The organism is Streptomyces sp. NPDC025638 (genome assembly GCF_055558775.1).
In genome coordinates this window covers 278995-300883 of sequence record NZ_JBVHLX010000006.1, presented here as the reverse complement: position 1 = coordinate 300883, position 21889 = coordinate 278995, and the positions used below count along the sequence as shown (strand labels likewise).

Here is a 21889-nt window from a genome sequence, read left to right as displayed (position 1 = left end):
CGTCGGCGCGCTCCCGACCGGAGGGTGGGCACCGTGCGGATGTACCCGGAGCCGACGGGCGAGGTGCGCATGAGTCTGTCACTGCGCTTCGCCGCCGGATCGCACAAAGGCATGATCCGGGAGGGCAACGAGGACTCCGGTTACGCCGGTCCCCGCCTGCTCGCCATCGCCGACGGCATGGGCGGCCAGGCCGCCGGTGAGGTCGCCTCCTCCGAGGTGATCTCGACGCTGGTCACGCTCGACGACGACGTGCCCGGCTCCGACATCCTCACCTCCCTCGGCGCCGCCGTGCAGCGCGCCAACGACCAGCTGCGCGCCATGGTCGAGGAGGACCCCCAGCTGGAGGGCATGGGCACCACGCTCACCGCCCTGCTCTGGACCGGGCAGCGGCTCGGCCTCGTCCACGTCGGCGACTCCCGCGCCTATCTGCTGCGTGACGGTGTGCTCACGCAGATCACCCAGGACCACACCTGGGTGCAGCGCCTCGTCGACGAGGGCCGGATCACCGAGGAGGAGGCGACCACGCACCCGCAGCGGTCCCTCCTGATGCGGGCACTGGGCAGCGGCGACCATGTCGAGCCCGACCTGTCGATCCGCGAGGTCCGCGCCGGCGACCGCTATCTGATCTGCTCCGACGGCCTCTCCGGCGTCGTCTCCCACCAGACGATGGAGGAGACCCTCGCCAGCTACCAGGGCCCGCAGGAGACCGTGCAGGAGCTGATCCAGCTCGCGCTGCGCGGCGGCGGCCCGGACAACATCACCGTCATCGTCGCCGACGTCCTCGACCTGGACACCGGTGACACCCTCGCCGGCCAGCTGTCCGACACCCCGGTGGTGGTCGGCGCGGTCGCCGAGAACCAGCACCACCTGCACGACAACGGCATCATGCAGACCCCGGCCGGCCGCGCCTCCCACCTCGGCCGCCAGGGGCACGGCCAGGGCGGCGGCGAGTTCGGCCCGCCCGGCTCCGGCGACACCACCGGCTACGTGCCGGAGGGCAGTTTCGGCGACTACTCGGACGACGACTTCATCAAGCCGCGCAAGGGCCGCAGGTGGCTGAAGAGATCCCTCTACGGCGGTCTCGCCCTCGCGGTCATCGGCGGCGGTCTCTACGGCGGCTACCGCTGGACGCAGACGCAGTACTACGTCGGCGCGAAGGGCGAGCACGTCGCGCTGTACCGCGGCATCAACCAGGACCTGGCCTGGGTGTCGCTGTCGAAGGTCGAGAAGGACCACCCCGAGATCGAACTCAAGTACCTGCCGCCCTACCAGCAGAAGCAGGTCAAGAACACGATCCCGCAGGGTGACCTCGTCAAGGCCCAGTCGAAGGTCCAGGAGCTGTCCGTGCAGGCCTCCGCCTGCAAGAAGGAGGCCGAGCGCACGGCCGCCGAGAGCGAGAAGAACGCCAAGACGGGCCAGGGCGAGGCCGGGGGCACCACGGGAACCACGCGTACCTCCCTCACGTCCAAGGCCTCACCGACACCCAACCCGTCGAACTCGGCACCGTCTTCGACGTCCCCTTCGAAGTCTCCGTCCTCGACCCCGTCCGCGACCGCGACTCCCAGCCCCGGGCCCACGCTCTCGGAGGATGAGCAGAAGGTCGTCTCGCTGTGCGGTAAGCAGTAGGCAAGCCGTGAGAGGCCCCGTCACACGATGAGCAGTACTTCCAACAGTTCGACGCACCACACGTCCACGATCGGCGCCATCGGCGCACCGAGCCGGCGCAACACCGAGCTGGCGCTGCTGGTGTTCGCCGTGGTCATCCCGGTGTTCGCATACGCCAACGTGGGCCTGGCCATCAATGACCAGGTGCCCACCGGCCTGCTGGGCTACGGGCTCGGCCTCGGCCTGCTGGCCGGCGTCGCCCACCTCGGTGTGCGGAAGTTCGCCCCGTACGCCGACCCGCTGCTGCTGCCGCTGGCCACGCTGCTGAACGGGCTCGGACTGGTCGCCATCTGGCGGCTCGACCAGTCCAAGCTGCTGCGGGCGATCGGCCAGACCGGTAGCGCGGCGCCCCGCCAGCTGTTGTACACCGCGCTGGGCATCGCCCTGTTCGTCGTCGTGCTGATCTTCCTGAAGGACCACCGTGTCCTGCAGCGCTACACGTACATCTCCATGTTCGGCGCCCTGATCCTGCTCCTCCTGCCTCTGGTACCCGGCCTCGGGGCCGGCCTCTACGGCGCCAAGATCTGGATCAGGGTCCCCGGCCTGGGCACGCTGCAGCCCGGCGAGTTCGCGAAGATCATCCTCGCCGTCTTCTTCGCCGGCTACCTGATGGTGAAGCGCGACGCCCTGGCCCTCGCCAGCCGCCGCTTCATGGGCCTCTACCTGCCGCGCGGCCGCGACCTCGGCCCGATCCTCGTCGTCTGGGCGATGTCGATCCTCATCCTGGTCTTCGAGACCGACCTCGGTACCTCGCTCCTGTTCTTCGGCATGTTCGTCGTCATGCTGTACGTCGCCACCGAGCGGACCAGCTGGATCGTCTTCGGTCTGCTGATGTCCGCGGTCGGCGCCGTCGGCGTGGCGAGCTTCGAGCCCCACATCCAGACGCGTGTCCAGGCCTGGCTCAACCCGATGCGCGAGTACGAGCTCAGCCGCATCGTGACCCATGACGGCATCGCCCACTCCGACCAACTGCAGCAGGCCCTGTGGGCCTTCGGCTCCGGCGGCACACTCGGCACCGGCTGGGGCCAGGGCCACTCCGAGCTCATCCGGTTCGCCGCCAACTCCGACTTCATCCTCGCCACCTTCGGCGAGGAGCTGGGCCTGGCCGGCATCATGGCGATCCTGCTGGTCTACGGCCTGATCGTGGAACGCGGTGTGCGCACCGCCCTCGCCGCCCGCGACCCGTTCGGCAAGCTGCTCGCCGTCGGCCTGTCCGGCGCCTTCGCCCTCCAGGTGTTCGTGGTGGCCGGCGGTGTGATGGGCCTCATCCCGCTCACCGGTATGACCATGCCGTTCCTGGCCTCCGGCGGTTCGTCCGTGCTGGCCAACTGGGCGCTGATCGGCATCCTGATCCGCATCAGCGACACGGCCCGCCGCCCGGCGCCCACCCCCGTCGCCAATCCCGACTCCGAGATGACCCAGATCGTGCGCCCCGGAAGCGCCGGCCCCACCGGGTGATCGTGATCACCTCAATGAAGATCGTTTTCGCCCGTGCCGCCCACTAAAGTCGCAGCCGACCAGCTGTGACCCGTGATCACGGGAAAACGAAACACATAGGGGGAATTTCATGCTTCGCATGGATTCGCGCGGCAAGCGCATCGCGGTGGGGGCGGCCGCCGCGCTCGGCGCCGCACTGTTCACCGTCACCAGCGCGTCGAGCGCCCAGGCCGCTCCGCTCTACGGGGGCAACTGGACCACCGACGACGTGAAGATCCGCAAGGGCCCGAGCACGGGCACCGCGATCGTCGACCGGGGCTACCTCGGTGACGGCGCCGCGGTGAAGTGCCAGGTCCAGGGCGAGGGCGTGTACGGCAACACCACCTGGTACTACGTGAAGAACGTCAACTCCAGCAAGAACGTCTGGGGCTACACCTCCGCGCACTACTTCCGGGTGGCCGGCGGCAACACCCCGCCGAAGTGCTGACCTGCCCCTCGGCACACCTCTGACGGACGGCTTCCGGTCCCGGCACTCGCCAGGACGGAAGCCGTCCGCTTTTACTGGAACCCTCCGCCCCTCCAGTACGTCTATTGATCAGTCGTTGTCGACTGCCCCGCCTGGAGGCACAGTCACTGCCTCTAGACTGTGGGCGGCCAAGGATGAGCGCCAGCACCAGCGACACCGAGAGACTGAAGCAAACAGGCGCACCTGTTAGCTTGTGGAAAGGCCGGACGTGAACAAGCCACTGCGCCGAATCGCGATCTTCTGCGGACTCCTGGTCCTGGCGCTGCTGATCCGTGACAACTGGCTTCAGTACGTCCAGGCCGACAAACTGCGCACCGACCCGAAGAACCGCCGTGTGGCCATCGAGCGGTACGCGTACCCGCGCGGCGACATCATCGTCGACGGCAACCCGATAACCGGCTCGGTCGAGACCAAGAGCGGCGACTACAAGTACAAGCGCACCTACAAGAACGGGGCCATGTGGGCCCCGATCACCGGCTACTCCTCGCAGGCCTTCGACGGCAGCTTCCTGGAGAAGATCGAGGACGGCATCCTCACCGGCAACGACGACCGGCTCTTCTTCCGCAAGACCCTCGACATGATCACGGGCAAGCCGCAGCAGGGCGGCAATGTCGTGACCACGCTGAACGGGGCCGCGCAGAAGGCTGCGTTCAGCGGCCTGGCGAAGCAGGGCGGCAAGGGCGCGGTGGTCGCCCTGGAGCCGTCCACCGGCAAGATCCTGGCGCTGGCGTCGTACCCGTCGTACGACCCCTCGATCTTCGCGGGTGACCGGAACAGCGACGCCGATGCCTGGAAGAAGCTCCAGAAGAAGTACAACCCCGCCGACCCGATGCTGAACCGGGCACTGCGCGAGACCTACCCGCCGGGCTCCACCTTCAAGGTGGTCACGGCCGCGGCCGCGCTGGAGAACAACCTGTACCCGGACGCCGACACGAACACCAAGTCGCCGCTGCCGTGGACCATGCCGGGCACCACCACCGAGCTGAAGAACGAGGGCAACATCCCCTGCAAGAACGCGACCATGCGCGTCGCGCTGCAGTACTCCTGCAACACCGTCTTCGGCAAGATCGGTGCGAACCTCGGCAACGACAAGATGCTGGCGGAGGCGAAGAAGTTCGGCTTCGACGAGGAGCAGTTCGTCCCGACCCGCTCCAGCGCCTCCGTGTTCTCCGACAACATGAACCAGTCGCAGACCGCGCTGTCCTCGATCGGCCAGTACAACACCGCCGCGACCCCGCTGCAGATGGCCATGGTCGCCTCGGCCGTCGCCAACGGCGGCAAGCTCATGAAGCCGTACATGGTCGACAAGCTCCAGTCCTCGAACCTGGACACCGTGGCCACCACCGAGCCGCAGCAGCTCAGCGAGCCGCTGTCGGCGAAGAACGCGCAGATCCTGCAGTCGATGATGGAAACGGTCGTCAAGGACGGCACCGGCAGGAACGCGCAGATCGGCGGCGTCACCGTGGGCGGCAAGACCGGTACCGCCCAGCACGGCGTGGAGAACAGCGAGAACCCCTACGCCTGGTTCATCTCGTATGCCAAGCTCAGCGACGGCAGCTCGCCGGTCGCCGTGGCCGTCGTGATCGAGGACGACAACGCCAACCGCGACGACATCTCCGGCGGCGGCCTCGCGGCGCCGATCGCCAAGAGCGTGATGGAGGCGGTCATCGACTCCAAGAAGTGAGTGACCCCGCTCACGTCCCCTTCACATCGGTGCACGTTGCGATACCGGTCCTGTATCGGGTGACGGGCTTGGCCAGGTCACACAGCGCCAGCCGGGTACGGTAGGCCCGGACGGCAGCCTCCGGCCGCACACGGACGTGCGCGGCCGAGACCCGACGGAGAGGGCTGGTAGGTAGCTATGGAAGAGCCGCGTCGCCTCGGCGGCCGGTACGAGCTGGGCCAGGTGCTCGGCCGCGGTGGCATGGCGGAGGTCTACCTCGCGCATGACACCCGCCTCGGCCGCACCGTGGCGGTGAAGACGCTGCGCGCGGACCTCGCGCGTGATCCTTCCTTCCAGGCCCGCTTCCGCCGGGAGGCCCAGTCGGCCGCCTCGCTCAACCATCCCGCGATCGTGGCGGTCTACGACACGGGCGAGGACTACATCGACGGGGTCTCGATCCCGTACATCGTGATGGAGTACGTCGACGGGTCCACGCTTCGTGAGCTGCTGCACAGCGGTCGCAAGCTCCTGCCCGAGCGTGCGATGGAGATGACCATCGGCATCCTCCAAGGCCTGGAGTACGCCCACCGCAGCGGCATCGTCCACCGCGACATCAAGCCGGCGAACGTCATGCTGACGCGCAACGGCCAGGTCAAGGTCATGGACTTCGGCATCGCCCGCGCCATGGGCGACTCCGGCATGACGATGACGCAGACGGCGGCCGTCATCGGCACCGCCCAGTACCTCTCCCCGGAGCAGGCGAAGGGCGAGCAGGTCGACGCGCGCTCGGACCTCTACTCGACGGGCTGCCTGCTCTACGAGCTGCTGACGGTACGGCCGCCGTTCGTCGGGGACTCCCCGGTCGCGGTCGCCTACCAGCATGTCCGCGAGGAACCGCAGCCCCCGAGCGTCTTCGACCCCGAGATCACGCCCGAGATGGACGCCATCGTCCTGAAGGCGCTGGTCAAGGACCCGAACTACCGCTACCAGTCCGCCGACGAGATGCGCGCCGACATCGAGGCCTGCCTCGACGGCCAGCCGGTGGCGGCCACGGCGGCCATGGGCTCGGTCGGCTACGGCGGCTACCCCGACGACCAGCCGACGACGGCCCTGCGCGCGGACGCCGGCGCCACGTCGATGCTGCCGCCGATGAACCCGGACGACGGCGGCTACGGCTACGACGACCGCCCCGACCGCCGCCGCCAGCCGAAGAAGAACAACACCTCCACGATTCTCCTCATCGTGGCGGGCATCCTGGTCCTGGTCGGCGCGATCCTGATCGGGAAGTACGCCTTCAGCGGCAACACCGGGGGCGACGGCAAGATCCCGGCGCCGAACTTCGTCGGCCAGCCCGCCGACACCGCCAGAAAGATGGCCGACAACGTCGGTCTGGAAGTGTCGATCAGCAAGAAGCCCTGCGACAACCAGACCAAGGGCAACGTCTGCTCGCAGGACCCGGTTGCCGACACGAAGGTCAAGAAGGGCTCCACCGTCAATCTGGTGGTCTCGACGGGCGCACCGAAGGTCACCGTGCCCAGCGTGATCGGGCTCAGCCTCGACGAGGCCAAGTCGAAGCTTGAGGGCGACGACTACAAGTTCAAGGTCGAGACCGAGACCCGGGAGTCCACGGAAGACCCGGGCACGGTCCTCGAACAGAACCCGGTCGACGGCAAGCAGATCCAAAAGGGCTCCACGATCACCCTCACGATCGCCAAGGCCGCGCAGAAGTCGACCGTCCCGGACGTCACCGGCCAGACCTGTGACGCCGCCAAGGCCCAGATGACGGCCAACAACCTGACGGGCAACTGCGTCGAGGTGGACACCAGCGACCCGAACCAGGTGGGCAAGGTCATCTCGACCAACCCGCAGGCCGGTCAGCAGGTCGACAAGAACTCCACGGTGCAGATCCAGGTCGGCAAGGCCCAGCAGCAGCAGACGCAGGTGCCGAACGTCGTCGGTCAGACCGTGAAGAACGCCAAGAAGATCCTGCAGCAGAACGGCTTCAACAACATCCAGTTCGCCGCCGGCAGCTCGCAGGACGACAACGCGTTCGTCAGCCAGCAGGACCCGGGCGCGGGCAGCGCGGCCGACCCGAACAGCACCACGATCACCCTGACGACCGTGGGCTTCGGCAACGGTAACAACGGTGGCAACGACGGCGGTGCCACCCTCTTCGGCGGCACCAGCGGCTGACCGGGCCGCCGCCACGACAGACAGAGCCCCGGCACTCCTCACACGGGAGTGCCGGGGCTCCGCTTTGTCACATCACCGCAGCTCGATCGGTCAGCGCAGCTCTTCCGGCGGTGTCCGCTTGCTGTCCACCTTGTCCACGCGGACCAGTTCGCCCCACACCACATAGCGGTACCGGCTCGTGTAGACCGGCGTGCACGTCGTCAGGGTGATGTAGTGGCCCGGCTTCTTCCTGCCGGATTCCTTCGGGACCGGGGCGAGGACCTTGACGTTGAACTTCGAGGTCTCGTCGAGCACGGCGTAGACCTTGTAGACGTACCACTTGTCCTTGGTCTCGAAGACGATCGGGTCGCCCTTCTCCACCTTGTCGATGTTGTGGAACTTGGCGCCGTGGCCGTCGCGGTGGGCGGCGAGGGCGAAGTTGCCCTTCTTGCCGGACATGGGGAGGGTCGCCTTCACCGGGTCCGTGTAGTAGCCGGCCACACCGTCGTTCAGGACCTTCGTCGACGTGCCCTTCTCGACCAGGACCTCGCCGTTGTGCATCGACGGCACGTGCAGGAAGCCGATGCCGTCCTTCGTGTCCAGCGCGCCGGGGCCGGTGTCGTGGGCCCAGCTGTCGCGGACCTTGTCACCGCGCTGGTTCGCCTGTCGGTCGGCGACGACGTTCGTCCACCACAGGGAGTAGACGACGAACAGGCCGAGCACCAGGCCCGACGTGATGAGAAGTTCACCGAAGACGCTGACCGCCGTGGCGATACGGCCGGTGCCCCGGCGCCGCCGTACCGGCGCCGCCTCCGGCGTGTCCGTCTGCTCTTCGGTGTCGTCGGCGGTCGCTGCCACTGTTCATCTGCCCTTACTCGACGAGCGCATCCGGCTTGCCCTTGCTGCGCGGCCGTTCCTCGACCATCTTGCCCCAGACGATCAGCCGGTACTTGCTGGTGAACTCCGGCGTACACGTGGTGAGGGTGATGTAGCGGCCCGGCCGGGTGAAGCCGGACCCCCTGGGGATCGGGTCCAGCACGCTCGTGTTGTTGGGCGCCGTCACCGGCAGCATCGACGTCATCTTGTAGACGTAGTACGTGTCCTGGGTCTCGACCACGACGTCGTCGCCCGGCTGGAGCCTGTTGATGTACCGGAACGGTTCGCCGTGCGTGTTGCGGTGTGCCGCCAGCCCGAAGTTGCCGGTCTTCGCGCTCGGCATCGCGGTCTTCAGCGGGCTCTCGCCGTAGTGCCCCACCATGCCCTTGTCGAGCACCCTCTTGTTGCTGATGCCCTCCGCTATCGGCGCCACCACGTCCAGCTTGGGAATGTGCAGGATGGCGAAACCCTGCCCCGGCTCGAACGTGCCCGGTTCCCGCTTTCCGCTCGCCCATTCGTTCTGCAGGTTGCTCGTCTCCTTGCCCGCCTGCGCATGGGCCCGGACGTTCGTCCACCACAGCTGGTAGGTGACGAACAGCAGCATCAGCACGCCGGTGGTGATGAACACCTCGCCTATCGCCCGGCTCGCGACGACGGCCGCGCCCGGCTTGCGCGCCCGCGCCTGGCGCCGGGCCTCCACTCGGGAGAGCGGCGCCCCGGCCCTGCTCTCCGCCCTCCGCGGCTCCGGCGCCCTCGCCGCGCCGCCATGACGCCCGCCACGCCGCTTGGCGGCCTTTCTGCGGGCCGCCCGGCCGCCCACCGGGGTTCCGGTGGCCGATGAGGCGCCAGAGGCGTATGTGGCGCTGCTCCCGGCCCCCGGCGGCGGATCCGGCAGGCGCAGCGCCACCGTCTCCTCGTCGACGGGAGGCAGATACGGCTCTCCGTAGCCCCCCTGCCCGTACTGGTCCCCGAGCGCTCCGGAAGCCCCGTACGACTGATCCCCGTACGAGGCATCGGTCTCGCGCTCCGGGCGCAGCGCGGTCACGCCGTGGCCCTGCCCACCACCGGGGCGAGCCCCGCCGACCTCGCCACCGCGCCCTGGTCCCCGCACTCCACCAGCCAGTTCGCCAGCATCCGGTGCCCGTGCTCGGTCAGCACCGACTCGGGGTGGAACTGCACGCCCTCGACCGGGAGTTCACGGTGTCTCAGGCCCATGATGATCCCGTCGTGGGTACGGGCCGTGACCTCCAGCTCCGCGGGAACCGTGGCCGGCTCGGCGGCCAGCGAGTGGTAGCGGGTCGCCGTGAAGGGCGACGGCAGTCCGGCGAAGACGCCCCGGCCCTCGTGCTCGACCAGGGAGGTCTTCCCGTGCAGCAGCTCCGGCGCGCGGTTCACCACACCGCCGTACGCCACCTGCATCGACTGCATGCCGAGGCAGACGCCGAAGACGGGCACCCCGGTGGCCGCGCAGTGGCGGACCATGTCCACGCAGACGCCGGCGTGCTCCGGGGTGCCGGGGCCCGGCGACAGCAGCACGCCGTCGAAGCCGTCCTGGGCGTGCGCCGTCGACACCTCGTCGTTGCGCAGCACCTCGCACTCGGCGCCCAGCTGGTACAGGTACTGGACCAGGTTGAAGACGAAGCTGTCGTAGTTGTCGACGACGAGAATCCGCGCACTCACTGGTTGTCCACCGTCACATCGTTGAAGGGCAGCAGCGGTTCGGCCCACGGGAAGACGTACTGGAACAGGACATAGACCATGACCAGGACCAGCACGAGTGAGATCAGCGCCCTCACCCACGCATTGCCCGGCAGATGCCGCCAGATCCAGCCGTACATGCCGTCCCTTCCGTCGCGCCACGGCACCTGACTCACGCCGTACAGCCACCAGACTAACGGCGCAGAGCCTTCGGTTTGCCTGCCTCCACAGGCTGTGTGGAGTCCAGGTGCGCCCAGACGATCAGCCTGTGACTGTGCCCCCATTCCGGATCGCACGTGGTCAGTGTGAGATAGCGGCCTGGACGCGTATACCCCGACTTACGTGGCACAGGGTCGATCACTTCAACGTCCGTCGGAACTGTTTTGTAAGGGCCTTTGTCGATCCGATACGTGAACCAGGTCGTCCCGTTCGTCAGTACGACCGCATCCCCCGGGCGCAGCTCGGGAAAGTCCTTGAACGGATCACCGTAGGTACGCCGGTGACCGGCGACCGCGAAGTTGCCCTCCTGGCCCAGCCGGGCGGTGCGGGCGTAGTGGGCGAGGCCCTTCTTCAGCACGTCCGTGCCGGTGCCCTCCAGCACAGGTTTGTTCCACGTGAAACCGAGCCGCGGGATGTACATGATCGCGAAGGGCTTGCCGTAGTGGTACGCCGCGGGCCTGGCCGGGCTCGAAGAGGCTCCGGGGCCTGCCGTCGGGTGCTCGGCCGCCCCTTTCGACCACTCCCGCTGTAACTGGTGGATCTGGTCGTCCATGACGCTGTCGGCCTTCACGCCGGTCCAGAACAGCACATAGACGACGAACAGCACGATCAGCGCGCCGACGGTGATGCAGAGCTCGCTGACGGACCTGACGATCACGCGCACCGGCGGCTCCTGGACGGACGGCTACTGCACGGGCTTCGCGTAGTGCAGATCCACTGTGCCCGAGTAGCCGGGAAGAGTCACCGTCCCGTCCTCGGCGACTTTCCAGCCGAGGCCGTAGACGTTGACGTACACCATGTAGTTCTGGATCGCCGGGCTCGCCGCAAGCGCCTTCTGCAGCTTGTCCGGGTCTCCGACCGCGGTGATCTTGTACGGCGGTGAGTAGACGCGGCCCTGGAGGATCAGCGTGTTGCCCACGCAGCGCACCGCGCTGGTGGAGATCAGCCGCTGGTCCATGACCTTGATCCCCTGGGCACCGCCCTTCCAGAGGGCGTTGACCACCGCCTGCAGGTCCTGCTGGTGGATGACCAGGTAGTCGGGCTGTGGCTCGGGGTAGCCGGGGAGCTTGGCGGTGGCGTTCGGCGGGGCGTCGTTGAGCGTGACCGTGATCGCCTTGCCGGTCAGCTTCTGGGTGCCGGCGTTCTTCTCCAGCGCCGCGAGCTTGCGGTCCTCGGCGTCCGTGGAGCCGTCGTCGCCCTGGGCCAGCGACTCCACGCTGTCGCGCAGGGTCGCGTTGGACTCGTCCAGCCCCTTGTTCTTGTGGCTGCGTTCCTGGATCAGGTCGGAGAGCTTCAGCATGGAGGCGTCCGTACGGATGTCGGTGCCCTTGGCCGTGTTGAAACTGGTGAAGAAAATGAGCCCGGCGAGGGCGAACACGGCCGCGGTGAGGATCCGCACCGGCCGGACACGGGATGCAGGAGCAGGGCCGGAACCCGTTGATCCCGTCCCGGGGGAGTCGGCAGAATTGCTCAACGTACCCTTATCTCCTTCGGCGCCGCGGAAGCACTACGCTAACTGACGCCCGGGGGAGCGCTAAGTGTCCCCTTGTACGCTGCCCCGGACCGACCCAGCTACCTGCGCGGCCACGCAGCGCATCGACAGGAGAGACCCTCGTGCCGAAGTCACGTATCCGCAAGAAGGCCGATTACACGCCGCCGCCCGCGAAGCAGGCGACAGCCCTCAAGCTGAACAACCGCGCCTGGGTCGCGCCGGTCATGCTGGCGATGTTCCTCATCGGCCTGGCCTGGATCGTCGTGTTCTATGTGACCGACGGTTCGCTGCCGATCGACAAGCTCGACAACTGGAACATCGTGGTCGGCTTCGGCTTCATCGCGGCGGGATTCGGCGTCTCCACGCAGTGGAATTAGCGGCCACCTCCCGGTGAACACAGCTCTGCCCAGGGCTATCCGCTGAGTTATCCACAGCTGTTTTCCACAGTGGGGAAAAAGAACGACGATCTGTGGATAACTCATCGAGTGTTGACGCCGGTGTGACTGGCCTACCGGCGACCGCAAGCTTGTTCGCCCCCTGTCCGACCTGGGAAAACACACCTGAGCGGCAGGGGGCACAGCTGTTCCCGCACAGCGTGCACAAGATCCGCCACACGCTGTGGACAACGGTTCGGTATCAGGTGAGCTGTGCGGTCCTGAGCAGCGTCAGGACCACGACCGCGACCAGGAACAGCGCACAGGTGCCGTACTGGATCAGGTTCCGGTGCCGGCGCGGGGCATGGACCATGGCGTAGCCGCACACGAGGCCCGCGACCAGGCCGCCGATATGGGCCTGCCAGGCGATGCCGCTCCAGCTGAAGGTGAAGATGAGGTTGATCACCAGCAGGGCGATGACCGGGCGCATGTCGTAGTTGAGCCGCCGCATCAGGACGGCCGTCGCGCCGAAGAGGCCGAAGATCGCTCCGGAGGCGCCCAGCGAGGGCTGGTTGGGTGCGGCCAGCAGATAGCTGAGGGCGCTGCCGGCCAGTCCCGAGACGAAGTACAGCGCGAGGTACCGGGCCCGGCCGAGGGCCGCTTCCAGGGGGCCGCCGATCCACCACAGGCTGAGCATGTTGAACAGGATGTGGATGAAGCTGGCGTGCAGGAACATCGCGGTCAGCAGCCGGTACACCTGGCCGTGCGCAATGCCCTGGATCGAGCCGAGAAGCGGGACGTAGGCCTGGCCGATCAGGTCGAACCGGTCGGTGAAGCGGTCGCCCACGGCGAGCTGGACCAGGAAGAAGGCCAGGTTGAGGCCGATCAGCACCTTGGTGACCAGCCGTGGGTCGGCACTGACCGTGCCTCCCGCGACCGTCCGGGGCCGGGACGCGGCCGGGGAGTGCCCCGTGCCCGAGCCGGTGCGGACGCATTCGGGGCACTGGAAGCCCACGGACGCGCTGACCATGCACTCGGGGCAGATCGGACGCTCGCACCGGGTGCAGTGGACGCCGGTCTCGCGGTCCGGGTGCCGATAGCACACCGGCACGCGCTGGGCGTCCTGCGCGCTGTCTGCAGCCTGGTCCATGAGATCCCCTCGGTCGTGGTGGGCAATGACACCGCCCCGCTCATCCTTACGGACGAGCGGGGCGTTTGGTTCCCTCCAGGAGAAATGGGCGAGCCGCTCGGCTCAGCCCTCGCGCTTCTCGACGACGACCGACTCGATGACGACGTCGTTGACCGGCCGGTCGTTGGGACGCGTGGTGGGCACGTTGGCGATGGCGTCGACGACCTTCTGGCCGGCCGGGTCGGCGACCTCGCCGAAGATGGTGTGCTTGCGGTTCAGCCATGTGGTCGGGCCGACGGTGATGAAGAACTGCGAGCCGTTGGTGGCCGGGCCGGCGTTGGCCATGGCGAGCAGATAGGGCTTGTTGAAGGAGAGGTCGGGGTGGAACTCGTCCTCGAACTTGTAGCCGGGACCGCCGATGCCGGTGCCGAGCGGGTCACCGCCCTGGATCATGAAGCCGCTGATCACCCGGTGGAAGATCGTGCCGTCGTAGAGCCGGTCCGTGCTCTTCACGCCGGTCTCGGGGTGGGTCCACTCGCGCTCACCCTGGGCGAGCTCGACGAAGTTCCCGACCGTCTTCGGCGCGTGGTTCGGGAACAGCCGGATCTCGATGTCGCCGTGGTTGGTCTTCAGGGTGGCGTAGAGCTGCTCGGCCACGATCTGCCTTCCGTTGTCTTCCTGTGATCCCACGATCCTTGCACGGCCGGGCCATGGCGTCGCCCGGCCGAGGTCGATGCACGCTCATCCGCGCGAATCGCTTGCGGAAAACAGGTTCAGTCCCCGCTGGGCGGGAGCGCACGGCGGCGATCCGTGGCATTGTCGACGACAAGCTCCTGTTGTCCAGAATTCGTCATTCATTCTCGCTTGCGCTTGATCGAGTGCATCAGCACCCATATGCCCTCCCTCGCGTGCCGCGCAGATGCTTGACAGGCATGATCCGTAAAAGTGTGGAAAGTCGAAATACCGTACGCCACCGAGGAGGAGGAAGCCGTGACCCGCATTGACAGCGTGCGCGCCGCGACCGGCTCGGCGAAGGACAGCGTGCTGCACGCCGCGGAAGTGGTGGCGCCCTACGCCGACACGGCCAAGGAGCGTGCCTCGTACTACGCGCAGGAGGCGCGCGTGCGGCTTGCGCCCGTGGTGTCCCAGGCCGCCGAGCAGGCCCGCGTCCAGTACGACGCCCATCTCGCACCGCGCCTGGAACAGGCCCTGGCCCATGTGCCGCCGAAGGTCGACCAAGCCGCGCACGACGCGGCCGTCCTCACCCGCAAGGCTGCCCGGCAGGCCGCCGACTATTCGCGGCCGAGGATCGAGCAGGCCGTCGCGGCGGCGGGGCCGATGCGTGACGAGGCCACCGCGCGGGGTGTCGCCGCGCTGGCCGCGCTGCGCGGTCAGGTCTCACCGGAGGAGATCCAGAAGCTGGTCCGCAGGCACGAGCGGCGGGAGAAGGCTGGCCGTGTCGCCAAGGTGCTGGTCGTGCTGGGCGCCGTGGCGGCCAGTGCCTTCGTCGCCTGGAAGTGGTGGGACAAGCAGACCAACCCCGACTGGCTGGTGGAACCGCCCGCCGCCACGGAGGTGCCCGAGTCCGGCCGTCTGTCGTCGGTGGACGGCAGTCTCGACCCCGATGTGCAGGCCAAGGAGGCCGAGGAGCAGGCGGCGAAGGACGACAAGCACCGCCACTGACCTACGCCGCCGACATCCGTTGTCGCGAACATCGCCGTGGGGCAGAAGACTTCAGGGTCTTGTGCCCCACGGCGATGTTTCACGTGGAACATCCGCCCGGGCAAGCGGGGTGGCGATACGAAGTGCGGTGGACGGCCCGAGGGCAGCATCGGTGCCGATGTCGCTGGTGACGTCCGCCCACCAATCGGCGCCGTCCTCGATATAGCGGAGCAGGACTCCTTCACGGATGGCCCAGGGGCAGACGGCGACCCTGCGCAGGCCCATCAGCTCCATGGCGGTGTGCCCGACGAGGGCTCCGGCCAGGCTCTGGGCGGCGCGGGGCGCGGAGATCCCGGGTAACTGGGCGCGTTCGGCCGCGGGGAGGGCGGCGAGCGCGCCGATGGCCCGGCGCAGGTCGCCGCGGAGCATGTCGCGATGGACGAAGGGGCCATGGCGTCCGGGGGCGGTACCGCACAGCCGGGCCAGCTGCTGAAAGGTGCGGGAGGTGACGGCGGCGGTGCGCGGGCCTTCCCAGCGGACCCGCGCCGCGACATCCCGCAGCTCATGGCGCACCCTGCGCCGTAACGCCTTCAACTCGGCCTGGGTGGGCGGGTCCTGGGCGCCGAGGAACTCCCGGGTCAGCCGGTTCGCGCCGAGCGGGAGGGAGGCGGCGAAGTCGGGCAGGCGGCCGCGCCCGAAGGCCACCTCCAGCGAGCCGCCCCCGATGTCGAGGAGCGCGAGGGGGCCGGCCTGCCAGCCCATCCAGCGGCGGGCCGCCAGGAACGTCAGCCGCGCCTCCGTCTCCCCCGGCAGGGTGCACATCCGGATGCCCGTCTCCGACCGCACCCGGTCCAGTACCTCCTGACGGTTGGGGGCGTTGCGCACGACCGTGGTCGCGAACGCCAGCGGGCCCGCCGCCCGCCACCGCTCAGCCGCACCGCCCGCCGCGGCGACGGCCTTCACCAGCCGCGCCACCGCCTCCTCACCGATCGTCCCGTCGGGCTCGACCTGTTCGGACAGGCGCAGTCGCCATTTGACGGTGTGGACCGGCAGCGGAACACCACCCTCCGCGTCGGCCACCACCAGTCGGACCGTATTGGATCCCGCGTCCACCACGCTCACCCGCATGACCTTCGATTACCCAGCTCATCGGCCACGACCCCATCGGGAAGGGGAACCGCTCACGCCGCTTGAGGCAAGTCCGCGAGCGCCTCCAGTGCCCGGTCGTTGATCTCCTCGACGGCTCCGACGGCGCGCACGGTCAGCACGATGTCCGCGTAATGGGCGAGGAGCGGGGCCGTCTGCCGCCGGTAGACCTGCTGGCGGTGCCGGATGACCTCCTCGGTGTCGTCGGACCGGCCACGGCCGCGCAGGCGTTCCACCACGACGTGCTCGGGGGCGTCGAACTCGACCACGGCGTCCAGGACCGCTCCGGTCGCGGCCAGGACGGTGGTGAGCGCGTGCGCCTGCTCGACGGTGCGGGGAAAGCCGTCGAGGAGGAAGCCGCGCCGGGCGTCCGGTTCCTCCAGACGACGGCGGACCATCGCGCCGGTGACGTGGTCGGGCACGAGCTCGCCCGCGTCGAGGTATCGCCGGGCCTCCTGCCCGAGTGGTGTCCCGCGGCCGACGTTCTCCCGGAACAGGTCCCCGGTGGAGATGTGCGGGATGCCGAACCGCCGGCCGAGCAGGGCGGCCTGGGTGCCCTTGCCCGCTCCGGGAGGGCCGATGAGGACGAGTCGCATCAGGGGGTCACGCCTTCCAGTGAGTACGTCGGTGTGCGTCGATGAGGTCCATCACGGAGGCGTCGGCGAGCGTCGTGACGTCGCCGACCTCGCGGTTCTCCGCGACATCGCGCAGCAGCCGCCGCATGATCTTCCCGGACCGGGTCTTGGGCAGCTCGGGGACCACGATGATCTGGCGGGGCTTGGCGATGGGGCCGATCTCCCGGGCCACGTGCTCGCGCAGGGCCGGGGTGACGTCTTCTTCGGACCCCTCGGACCGGACCGTGCCTCCGCGCAGGATCACGAACGCGACGATCGCCTGCCCCGTCGTCGCGTCCGCCGCCCCCACCACCGCGGCCTCGGCGACCGCGGGGTGCGAGACGAGCGCCGACTCGACCTCGGCGGTGGAAATGCGATGCCCCGAGACGTTCATGACGTCGTCGACCCGGCCCAGCAGCCAGATGTCGCCGTCCTCGTCGTAGCGGGCACCGTCGCCGGCGAAGTAGTGGCCCTGTCCGGCGAACCGGGCCCAGTACGTCTCCCGGTACCGCTCGTCGTCGCCCCAGATGCCGCGCAGCATGGCCGGCCAGGGCTCGTCGAGCACCAGGTAGCCGCTCTCGCCCCTGCCGACCTCCTCGCCCCGGTCGTCGACCACCTTGGCCGAGATGCCCGGCACCGGTCTCTGCGCGGAGCCCGGCTTGGCGGGGGCCGCTCCGGGCAGGGGGGCGATCATGACCGCGCCGGTCTCGGTCTGCCACCAGGTGTCCACGACCGGCGCCCGGTCGGCGCCGATGTGCGTGCGGTACCAGCGCCACGCCTCCGGGTTGATCGGCTCGCCGACGCTGCCGAGCACGCGGATCGACGACAGGTCGTAGCGGGCCGGGAGTTGCTCGCCCCATTTCATGAAGGTGCGGATGACGGTGGGGGCGGTGTAGTAGACCGACACCCCGTACCTCTCGATGATCTCGAAGTGCCGCCCCTCGTGCGGGGTGTTGGGCGTGCCCTCGTACATCACCGAGGTGGCGCCGTTGGCGAGCGGTCCGTACACGATGTAGGAGTGCCCGGTGATCCAGCCGATGTCGGCGGTGCACCAGTAGACGTCGCTGTCCGCGTCGAGGCCGAAGGCGGTGCGGTGGGTGTACGCGGCCTGGGTGAGGTAGCCGCCGGAGGTGTGCAGGATGCCCTTCGGCCTTCCGGTCGTACCGGAGGTGTAGAGGATGAACAGCGGGTGCTCGGCGTCGAAGGACTCCGGCCGGTGCTCGTCCGGCTGGACGCCGACCAGGTCGTGCCACCACAGGTCGCGGCCCTCGGTCCAGGGCACGTCGGTTCCGGTGCGCCGGACCACCAGGACGTGTTCGACGCTCGGTGCGTGCCGGGTGGCCTCGTCGGTGTTCGCCTTCATCGGCTCGGCCCGGCCCCGGCGGTACTGGCCGTCCGACGTGATCAGGAGGCGGGCCTCGGCGTCCTCGATGCGCGACTGGAGAGCGGCCGGCGAGAACCCGCCGAAGACCACACTGTGCGGCAGCCCGAGCCGGGCGCACGCCAGCATGGCGAACACCGCCTCGGGGATCATCGGCAGCTGGATGGCGACCCGGTCCCCGGCCGAAAGGCCCAGCGAGAGCAGGGCGTTGGCCGTCCTGCACACCTCGCGCCGCAGCTCGGCGTAGGTGATGGTCCGGGTGTCGCCCGGCTCGCCCTCCCAGTGGAAGGCGACCCGGTCGCCGTGACCGGCCTCGACGTGGCGGTCGACGCAGTTGTACGCGACGTTCAGCCTCCCGCCGGTGAACCAGCGGGCGAACGGCGCGTCCGTCCGGTCCAGGACGGCGGACCAGCCGGTCTCCCAGTGCAGGTGTTCCGCCTGCCGCGCCCAGAACGCCAGGCGGTCGGTGGCCGCCTCCTCGTACAGCCGGGACACCTCCTCGGCCGCTCCGGCGAGCGGGCTGCCGGGTGCGGGGCGGAGTTGGGAGCGCGGCGTCATGCTGGTTCCTCCAGAGGTGTGGGTGGGGGTGACGGGCGGGTCTCGGGAGGCCGGGCGACCCGTCCGTCACCAGGTCTCCACGGTGGCCGTGGCGGGTTGGTGCGAGGTTGGCGCGAGGGAGCGGGGCTCCCAGGGGCGCTTCGCGGCCGTGCCGCGCAGGGGCAGGGCGAGGCGGGGCAGCAGCGGCGCGGCGGTACGACGGCGCAGCGCGCCCTGCCACACGCCCCAGCCATAGGCCAGGTCGTCCAGGCGGCGGATCGCCGTGTGCGTGAGCGGGCCCAGCGAGGAGCGGGAACGGTGGCGGTCGGCCAGCCCCTCGGCGAGGGCGGCGGCAGCGAGGCCGTAGCGTGCCCGGCGGCTGACGGCGGCGGCTGCCACGGCGAGGGGCCAGTGGTGCCGGGTGGCACAGCGCAGCAGTTGCTGGGCGGTACCGCCGAGCGCGGCCAGCGACAGCAGGGCACCGGCCCGGGCGGGCTGGTCGGCGTCTGGCATGCGCCGGGCCACCTTCACGGCGGTCAGCGCGGTCAGCGCCAGCGCGGTGGCCGCGGGTACCGGCCTGCCGCGCAGCAGCAGGGCGCAGGCGGCGAGCGACCAGGGGGCGGCGTACAGCGGCGGCACCCGGCCGGGGTGACGCAGGGCCAGGTCGGCGGCGCCGATGCCGTATCCGGCCCGCTGGGCGAGCCAGCCGCGCAGGTCGGTGCGGTGCCGGTGGCCCACGCGCACGTCGGGGACGTAGCGCAGCCGCCAGCCCGCCTGGTGCAGCCGCATGCACAGGTCCACGTCCTCCCCGACCCGCATGCCGGGGGCGAACCCGGCGCCGACGGCGGACCGGCGGACCACGATGGTCGCGCTGGGGACATAGCCGAGCATCGACACCGGCACGACCGGCCCCTCCCGCGACCCCATGTCCAGCGGCGACCGGATCTGCTCGTAGCGGTCGAGCCGCCGTGGCGCGGGCACCGGCAGGGCGACGATCCGGGGGGCGACGAGAGCCACCGCCGGGTCGCCGAAGTGGGCCAGCAGGGGGGCGAGCCAGCCCGGTTCGGGTACGACGTCGGAGTCGCAGAACGCCACGTACGCCGTCTCGGCGTGGCGCAGTGCGGTGTTGCGTGCGGCGGCCGGGCCGAGGTTGCACGGGTGCACGAGCAGCCGGGCGCCATGCCGCCGGGCCACGCGGGCGAGGGCGTCCGGGTCCCGGGAGCCGTCGTCCACGACCAGGACGGGCAGGGTGGAGGTGGACGGGTCGGCGCGCAACGCGGTCAGCAGTCCGTCGAGTTGGTCGGCCCGGTCGCGGATCGGGACGGCAAGGGTGGTGTCGCGGACCGGGGGCAGTGGGGGGCGGGGGTGGGCGACGCCCGCGTCCAGGAGCCGGCGGGCGAGCGCGGCGCTCGCGGCGTCCGTCACCCCGAACCCGCCGTCCGCCAGCAGCCGGACGGCGGCGGCCCCGAGCCGCAGCAGCCTCGGCGGGGAGCCGCCGAGCATCAAGTGACCGTCGCGGGAGCGGTGCGTGTCGGCGGCGAGTTCGACCGCGAACCCGTCGGGCAGCCGGTCCCGCGGCGGGGACGGCAGCGGCTCGGACCACTCGGGTGTCCCCGCGTGCCCAGCGAGCAGGGACCCGCCCGCGCGCCCGCTGAACAGGAAGGCGCCCGCACGCGCGACGAGCCGGGCCGTGCCCCCGTACCGTCCGGACCGGGACGTGTTCGCGTCCCGCAGGAACCGTGTCATGTCGTGAACCCTCCGTCCGCGTGAAGTACGGAGCCGGTGACGGCGAAGGAGTCGGCCGAGCAGGCCCAGGCCACCACCGCGGCCACCTCCTCCGGCTCCAGGGGCCGCCCGGACAGCTGCTGCTCGGCGAGCTTGTCGACGTCGGGCAGTTCGTAGAGGTCGGCCGTGGCCCGCAGCATGTCCGTGCGTGTGGAACCCGGTGACACGGCGACCGCGTTGACCCCGGTGTCCCGCAGATCGCAGGCGAGGCCGCGGACCAGGCCGACCACGGCGTGCTTGGCCGCGCAGTAGGCGCCCAGGCCCCACAGCCCCCGGTGCGCGGCGGCCGAGGCAAGGGCGACGAACCGGCCGGTGCGGGGCTGCGGCCCGCGCAGCAGCGCGGGTACGGCGGCACGGGCGAGGTTGGCCACGCCCATCACGTCCACGTCGAGCAGCGTCCGCCACTGCGCGTCGGTCTGCTCCCACACCGGGCCGCCGCCGAGCATGACCGCCGCGGCGGCCACGGCGGCGTCGAGCCCGCCGAACACGCGCTCGGCCTGCTCCACGGCGGCCTGCAGCGCGGCCGCGTCGCGGACGTCCGCCCTGACCGTGCGCACCAGGGGGAACCCATGGGCCAGGCGGTCCAGCTGTTCCGGGTCGGCGAGCGGGTAGGGCACGTCGGGATCGTCCGCGCACCGGTCGACGGCGACGACGGCCCATCCCTCGCGGGCCAGTCGGCGTACGGTCGCGGCGCCGATGCCCCGTGCGGCGCCGGTGACGACGGCGACCCGGTGGCCGGTCACCGCCCCTCCCCCGTTCGGGCGGTGACCGGCTGCCGATCGGGCAGGCCGAGCCTGCCCCGCGCGGAGACCCCCCAGGCGCGGATGTCGGCGGCGAGGCGGTCCGCCATGCGGTCGAGGAGCCGTTCGCCCTCGCTCGCGCAGGCTCCGGCCGGGTCGCCGAGGACGCCGGAGGGGCTGACCCCGCGAACGGACTCGGCGACCAGGCGGTCCATCAGCAGATGGACGGGGTCGGTGGGTCCGGCCGCGGCCCGCTCCCCGCGGACGGCGGCAGGCCGCAGCGACAGCATCAGCGAGGTCTCGGTGCGGCCCGCATGGGCGTCTGTGTCTGCCGCAGGCCCCTGCGGCAGACACGGCCACCAGGCCGCGTCGCGGCTCTCGCCGCGCAGACCGGTCACCGCTTCGACCAGGCTCACCACGTTCCCGCCGTGTCCGTTGACCACCAGCAGGCGCCCCGCCCAGCGCAGCAGGGAGCGGCCCGTCTCGGTGACCAGCAGGCGCAGCGCGTCGTGGCCGATGGACACCGTGCCGGGGAAGCCCTCGTGCTCGCCGCTGGCCCCGTAGGGCTGGGCGGGCGCGACCAGCACGTCCACCTCCGCGCCGAGCCGGGCGGCGGCCCGCTCGGCGACGGCGCCGGCCACCGCCGTGTCGGTGTCGAGGGGGAGGTGGGGGCCGTGCTGCTCGCAGGAGCCGAGGGGCAGCAGCACCAGGGGGCGGCGGGCCATGAGGTCCGGCCAGGCCAGATCCGTGAGGCGCGCAGGGCCCGCGGCCAT

General features: G+C 70.1%; 21 protein-coding genes. 7 read left to right on the top strand and 14 right to left on the bottom strand.

Annotation, left to right across the window (positions count from 1 at the left end; all coding sequences use genetic code 11):
* Positions 1-69: 69 nt before the first annotated feature.
* From ACZ4EG_RS18410 to pknB, 5 genes are all read left to right on the top strand, one after another.
* The gene (locus ACZ4EG_RS18410) at positions 70-1626 is read left to right on the top strand and encodes a Stp1/IreP family PP2C-type Ser/Thr phosphatase (RefSeq protein ID WP_467791278.1); all 1557 of its coding nucleotides are present in this window, start codon (positions 70-72) and stop codon (positions 1624-1626) included.
* 27 nt (positions 1627-1653) lie between these two features.
* Complete coding sequence (locus ACZ4EG_RS18405) at positions 1654-3123, top strand: FtsW/RodA/SpoVE family cell cycle protein (RefSeq protein ID WP_390732706.1); 1470 nt, start codon at positions 1654-1656, stop codon at positions 3121-3123.
* Positions 3124-3232: 109 nt separating this feature from the next.
* Positions 3233-3589: an SH3 domain-containing protein gene (locus ACZ4EG_RS18400; RefSeq protein ID WP_453547026.1), complete on the top strand. Its 357-nt coding sequence runs from the start codon at positions 3233-3235 to the stop codon at positions 3587-3589.
* Positions 3590-3836: 247 nt separating this feature from the next.
* A complete protein-coding gene (locus ACZ4EG_RS18395; protein ID WP_467791277.1) occupies positions 3837-5312 on the top strand; it encodes a peptidoglycan D,D-transpeptidase FtsI family protein in 1476 nt (491 codons plus the stop codon).
* A gap of 177 nt (positions 5313-5489) precedes the next feature.
* Positions 5490-7484, top strand: coding sequence for a Stk1 family PASTA domain-containing Ser/Thr kinase (gene pknB, locus ACZ4EG_RS18390; RefSeq protein ID WP_467791276.1), 1995 nt, complete (start codon positions 5490-5492; stop codon positions 7482-7484).
* Positions 7485-7574: 90 nt separating this feature from the next.
* Here the strand turns inward: pknB and ACZ4EG_RS18385 are convergent, their stop codons facing one another.
* Genes ACZ4EG_RS18385 through ACZ4EG_RS18360 form a run of 6 tightly spaced genes read right to left on the bottom strand, consistent with a single transcriptional unit; the run spans position 7575 to position 11730 of the window.
* Positions 7575-8321, bottom strand: a complete 747-nt coding sequence (locus ACZ4EG_RS18385; protein WP_467791275.1) for a class E sortase — start codon at positions 8319-8321, stop codon at positions 7575-7577.
* 13 nt (positions 8322-8334) lie between these two features.
* Positions 8335-9384, bottom strand: coding sequence for a class E sortase (locus ACZ4EG_RS18380; RefSeq protein WP_467791274.1), 1050 nt, complete (start codon positions 9382-9384; stop codon positions 8335-8337).
* On the bottom strand, positions 9381-10019 hold the full coding sequence (locus tag ACZ4EG_RS18375) for an aminodeoxychorismate/anthranilate synthase component II (RefSeq protein ID WP_467791273.1): 639 nt from the start codon (positions 10017-10019) through the stop codon (positions 9381-9383). The genes ACZ4EG_RS18380 and ACZ4EG_RS18375 overlap by 4 nt, the downstream gene beginning before the upstream one ends.
* Positions 10016-10213 carry a hypothetical protein gene (locus ACZ4EG_RS18370; protein ID WP_467791383.1) on the bottom strand — a complete coding sequence of 66 codons (198 nt, stop codon included), beginning with the start codon at positions 10211-10213 and terminating at the stop codon, positions 10016-10018. Before ACZ4EG_RS18370 ends, ACZ4EG_RS18375 begins: the two co-directional genes overlap by 4 nt.
* A gap of 17 nt (positions 10214-10230) precedes the next feature.
* Positions 10231-10920 (bottom strand): class E sortase, encoded by a 690-nt coding sequence (locus ACZ4EG_RS18365; protein WP_467791272.1) that lies wholly within the window; start codon positions 10918-10920, stop codon positions 10231-10233.
* 21 nt (positions 10921-10941) lie between these two features.
* Complete coding sequence (locus ACZ4EG_RS18360) at positions 10942-11730, bottom strand: DUF881 domain-containing protein (protein WP_467791271.1); 789 nt, start codon at positions 11728-11730, stop codon at positions 10942-10944.
* 140 nt (positions 11731-11870) lie between these two features.
* Between ACZ4EG_RS18360 and crgA the strand changes: the two genes are divergently transcribed.
* Positions 11871-12125, top strand: a complete 255-nt coding sequence (gene crgA / locus ACZ4EG_RS18355) for a cell division protein CrgA (RefSeq protein WP_467791270.1) — start codon at positions 11871-11873, stop codon at positions 12123-12125.
* 259 nt (positions 12126-12384) lie between these two features.
* Here crgA and ACZ4EG_RS18350 read toward each other — a convergent pair whose 3' ends face one another.
* Together ACZ4EG_RS18350 and ACZ4EG_RS18345 are read right to left on the bottom strand one after the other, a co-directional pair.
* Complete coding sequence (locus ACZ4EG_RS18350) at positions 12385-13272, bottom strand: rhomboid family intramembrane serine protease (protein ID WP_453547011.1); 888 nt, start codon at positions 13270-13272, stop codon at positions 12385-12387.
* A gap of 102 nt (positions 13273-13374) precedes the next feature.
* Positions 13375-13908, bottom strand: a complete 534-nt coding sequence (locus ACZ4EG_RS18345; protein ID WP_467791375.1) for a peptidylprolyl isomerase — start codon at positions 13906-13908, stop codon at positions 13375-13377.
* 333 nt (positions 13909-14241) lie between these two features.
* On the opposite strand from ACZ4EG_RS18345, the gene ACZ4EG_RS18340 reads away from it, so the two are divergent.
* Positions 14242-14934 carry a DUF5324 family protein gene (locus ACZ4EG_RS18340; protein ID WP_453547009.1) on the top strand — a complete coding sequence of 231 codons (693 nt, stop codon included), beginning with the start codon at positions 14242-14244 and terminating at the stop codon, positions 14932-14934.
* Between the two features lie 51 nt (positions 14935-14985).
* Here ACZ4EG_RS18340 and ACZ4EG_RS18335 read toward each other — a convergent pair whose 3' ends face one another.
* From ACZ4EG_RS18335 to mftE, 6 genes are all read right to left on the bottom strand, one after another.
* A complete protein-coding gene (locus tag ACZ4EG_RS18335; RefSeq protein ID WP_453547006.1) occupies positions 14986-16041 on the bottom strand; it encodes a Ppx/GppA family phosphatase in 1056 nt (351 codons plus the stop codon).
* 53 nt (positions 16042-16094) lie between these two features.
* Entirely contained in the window at positions 16095-16655 is a 561-nt protein-coding gene (locus ACZ4EG_RS18330) for an adenylate kinase (RefSeq protein ID WP_453547004.1), read from the bottom strand.
* A gap of 7 nt (positions 16656-16662) precedes the next feature.
* The gene (acs, locus tag ACZ4EG_RS18325; RefSeq protein ID WP_467791269.1) at positions 16663-18612 is read right to left on the bottom strand and encodes an acetate--CoA ligase; all 1950 of its coding nucleotides are present in this window, start codon (positions 18610-18612) and stop codon (positions 16663-16665) included.
* 66 nt (positions 18613-18678) lie between these two features.
* The gene (gene mftF / locus ACZ4EG_RS18320) at positions 18679-20337 is read right to left on the bottom strand and encodes a mycofactocin biosynthesis glycosyltransferase MftF (RefSeq protein ID WP_467791268.1); all 1659 of its coding nucleotides are present in this window, start codon (positions 20335-20337) and stop codon (positions 18679-18681) included.
* The gene (locus tag ACZ4EG_RS18315) at positions 20334-21119 is read right to left on the bottom strand and encodes a mycofactocin-coupled SDR family oxidoreductase (RefSeq protein ID WP_467791267.1); all 786 of its coding nucleotides are present in this window, start codon (positions 21117-21119) and stop codon (positions 20334-20336) included. The genes mftF and ACZ4EG_RS18315 overlap by 4 nt, the downstream gene beginning before the upstream one ends.
* Positions 21116-21889: a mycofactocin biosynthesis peptidyl-dipeptidase MftE gene (gene mftE / locus ACZ4EG_RS18310; RefSeq protein WP_467791266.1), complete on the bottom strand. Its 774-nt coding sequence runs from the start codon at positions 21887-21889 to the stop codon at positions 21116-21118. Before mftE ends, ACZ4EG_RS18315 begins: the two co-directional genes overlap by 4 nt.

Bases quoted from the DNA above. Each gene is read 5' to 3' on its own strand.
- mftF (WP_467791268.1), bottom strand. From the start codon at position 20,337: ATGACACGGTTCCTGCGGGACGCGAACACGTCCCGGTCCGGACGGTAC.
- ACZ4EG_RS18350 (WP_453547011.1), bottom strand. From the start codon at position 13,272: ATGGACCAGGCTGCAGACAGCGCGCAGGACGCCCAGCGCGTGCCGGTG.
- pknB (WP_467791276.1), top strand. From the start codon at position 5,490: ATGGAAGAGCCGCGTCGCCTCGGCGGCCGGTACGAGCTGGGCCAGGTG.
- ACZ4EG_RS18410 (WP_467791278.1), top strand. From the start codon at position 70: ATGAGTCTGTCACTGCGCTTCGCCGCCGGATCGCACAAAGGCATGATC.
- ACZ4EG_RS18335 (WP_453547006.1), bottom strand. From the start codon at position 16,041: ATGCGGGTGAGCGTGGTGGACGCGGGATCCAATACGGTCCGACTGGTG.
- ACZ4EG_RS18405 (WP_390732706.1), top strand. From the start codon at position 1,654: ATGAGCAGTACTTCCAACAGTTCGACGCACCACACGTCCACGATCGGC.
- ACZ4EG_RS18400 (WP_453547026.1), top strand. From the start codon at position 3,233: ATGCTTCGCATGGATTCGCGCGGCAAGCGCATCGCGGTGGGGGCGGCC.
- ACZ4EG_RS18330 (WP_453547004.1), bottom strand. From the start codon at position 16,655: ATGCGACTCGTCCTCATCGGCCCTCCCGGAGCGGGCAAGGGCACCCAG.
- acs (WP_467791269.1), bottom strand. From the start codon at position 18,612: ATGACGCCGCGCTCCCAACTCCGCCCCGCACCCGGCAGCCCGCTCGCC.
- mftE (WP_467791266.1), bottom strand. From the start codon at position 21,889: ATGGCCGCGGGCCCTGCGCGCCTCACGGATCTGGCCTGGCCGGACCTC.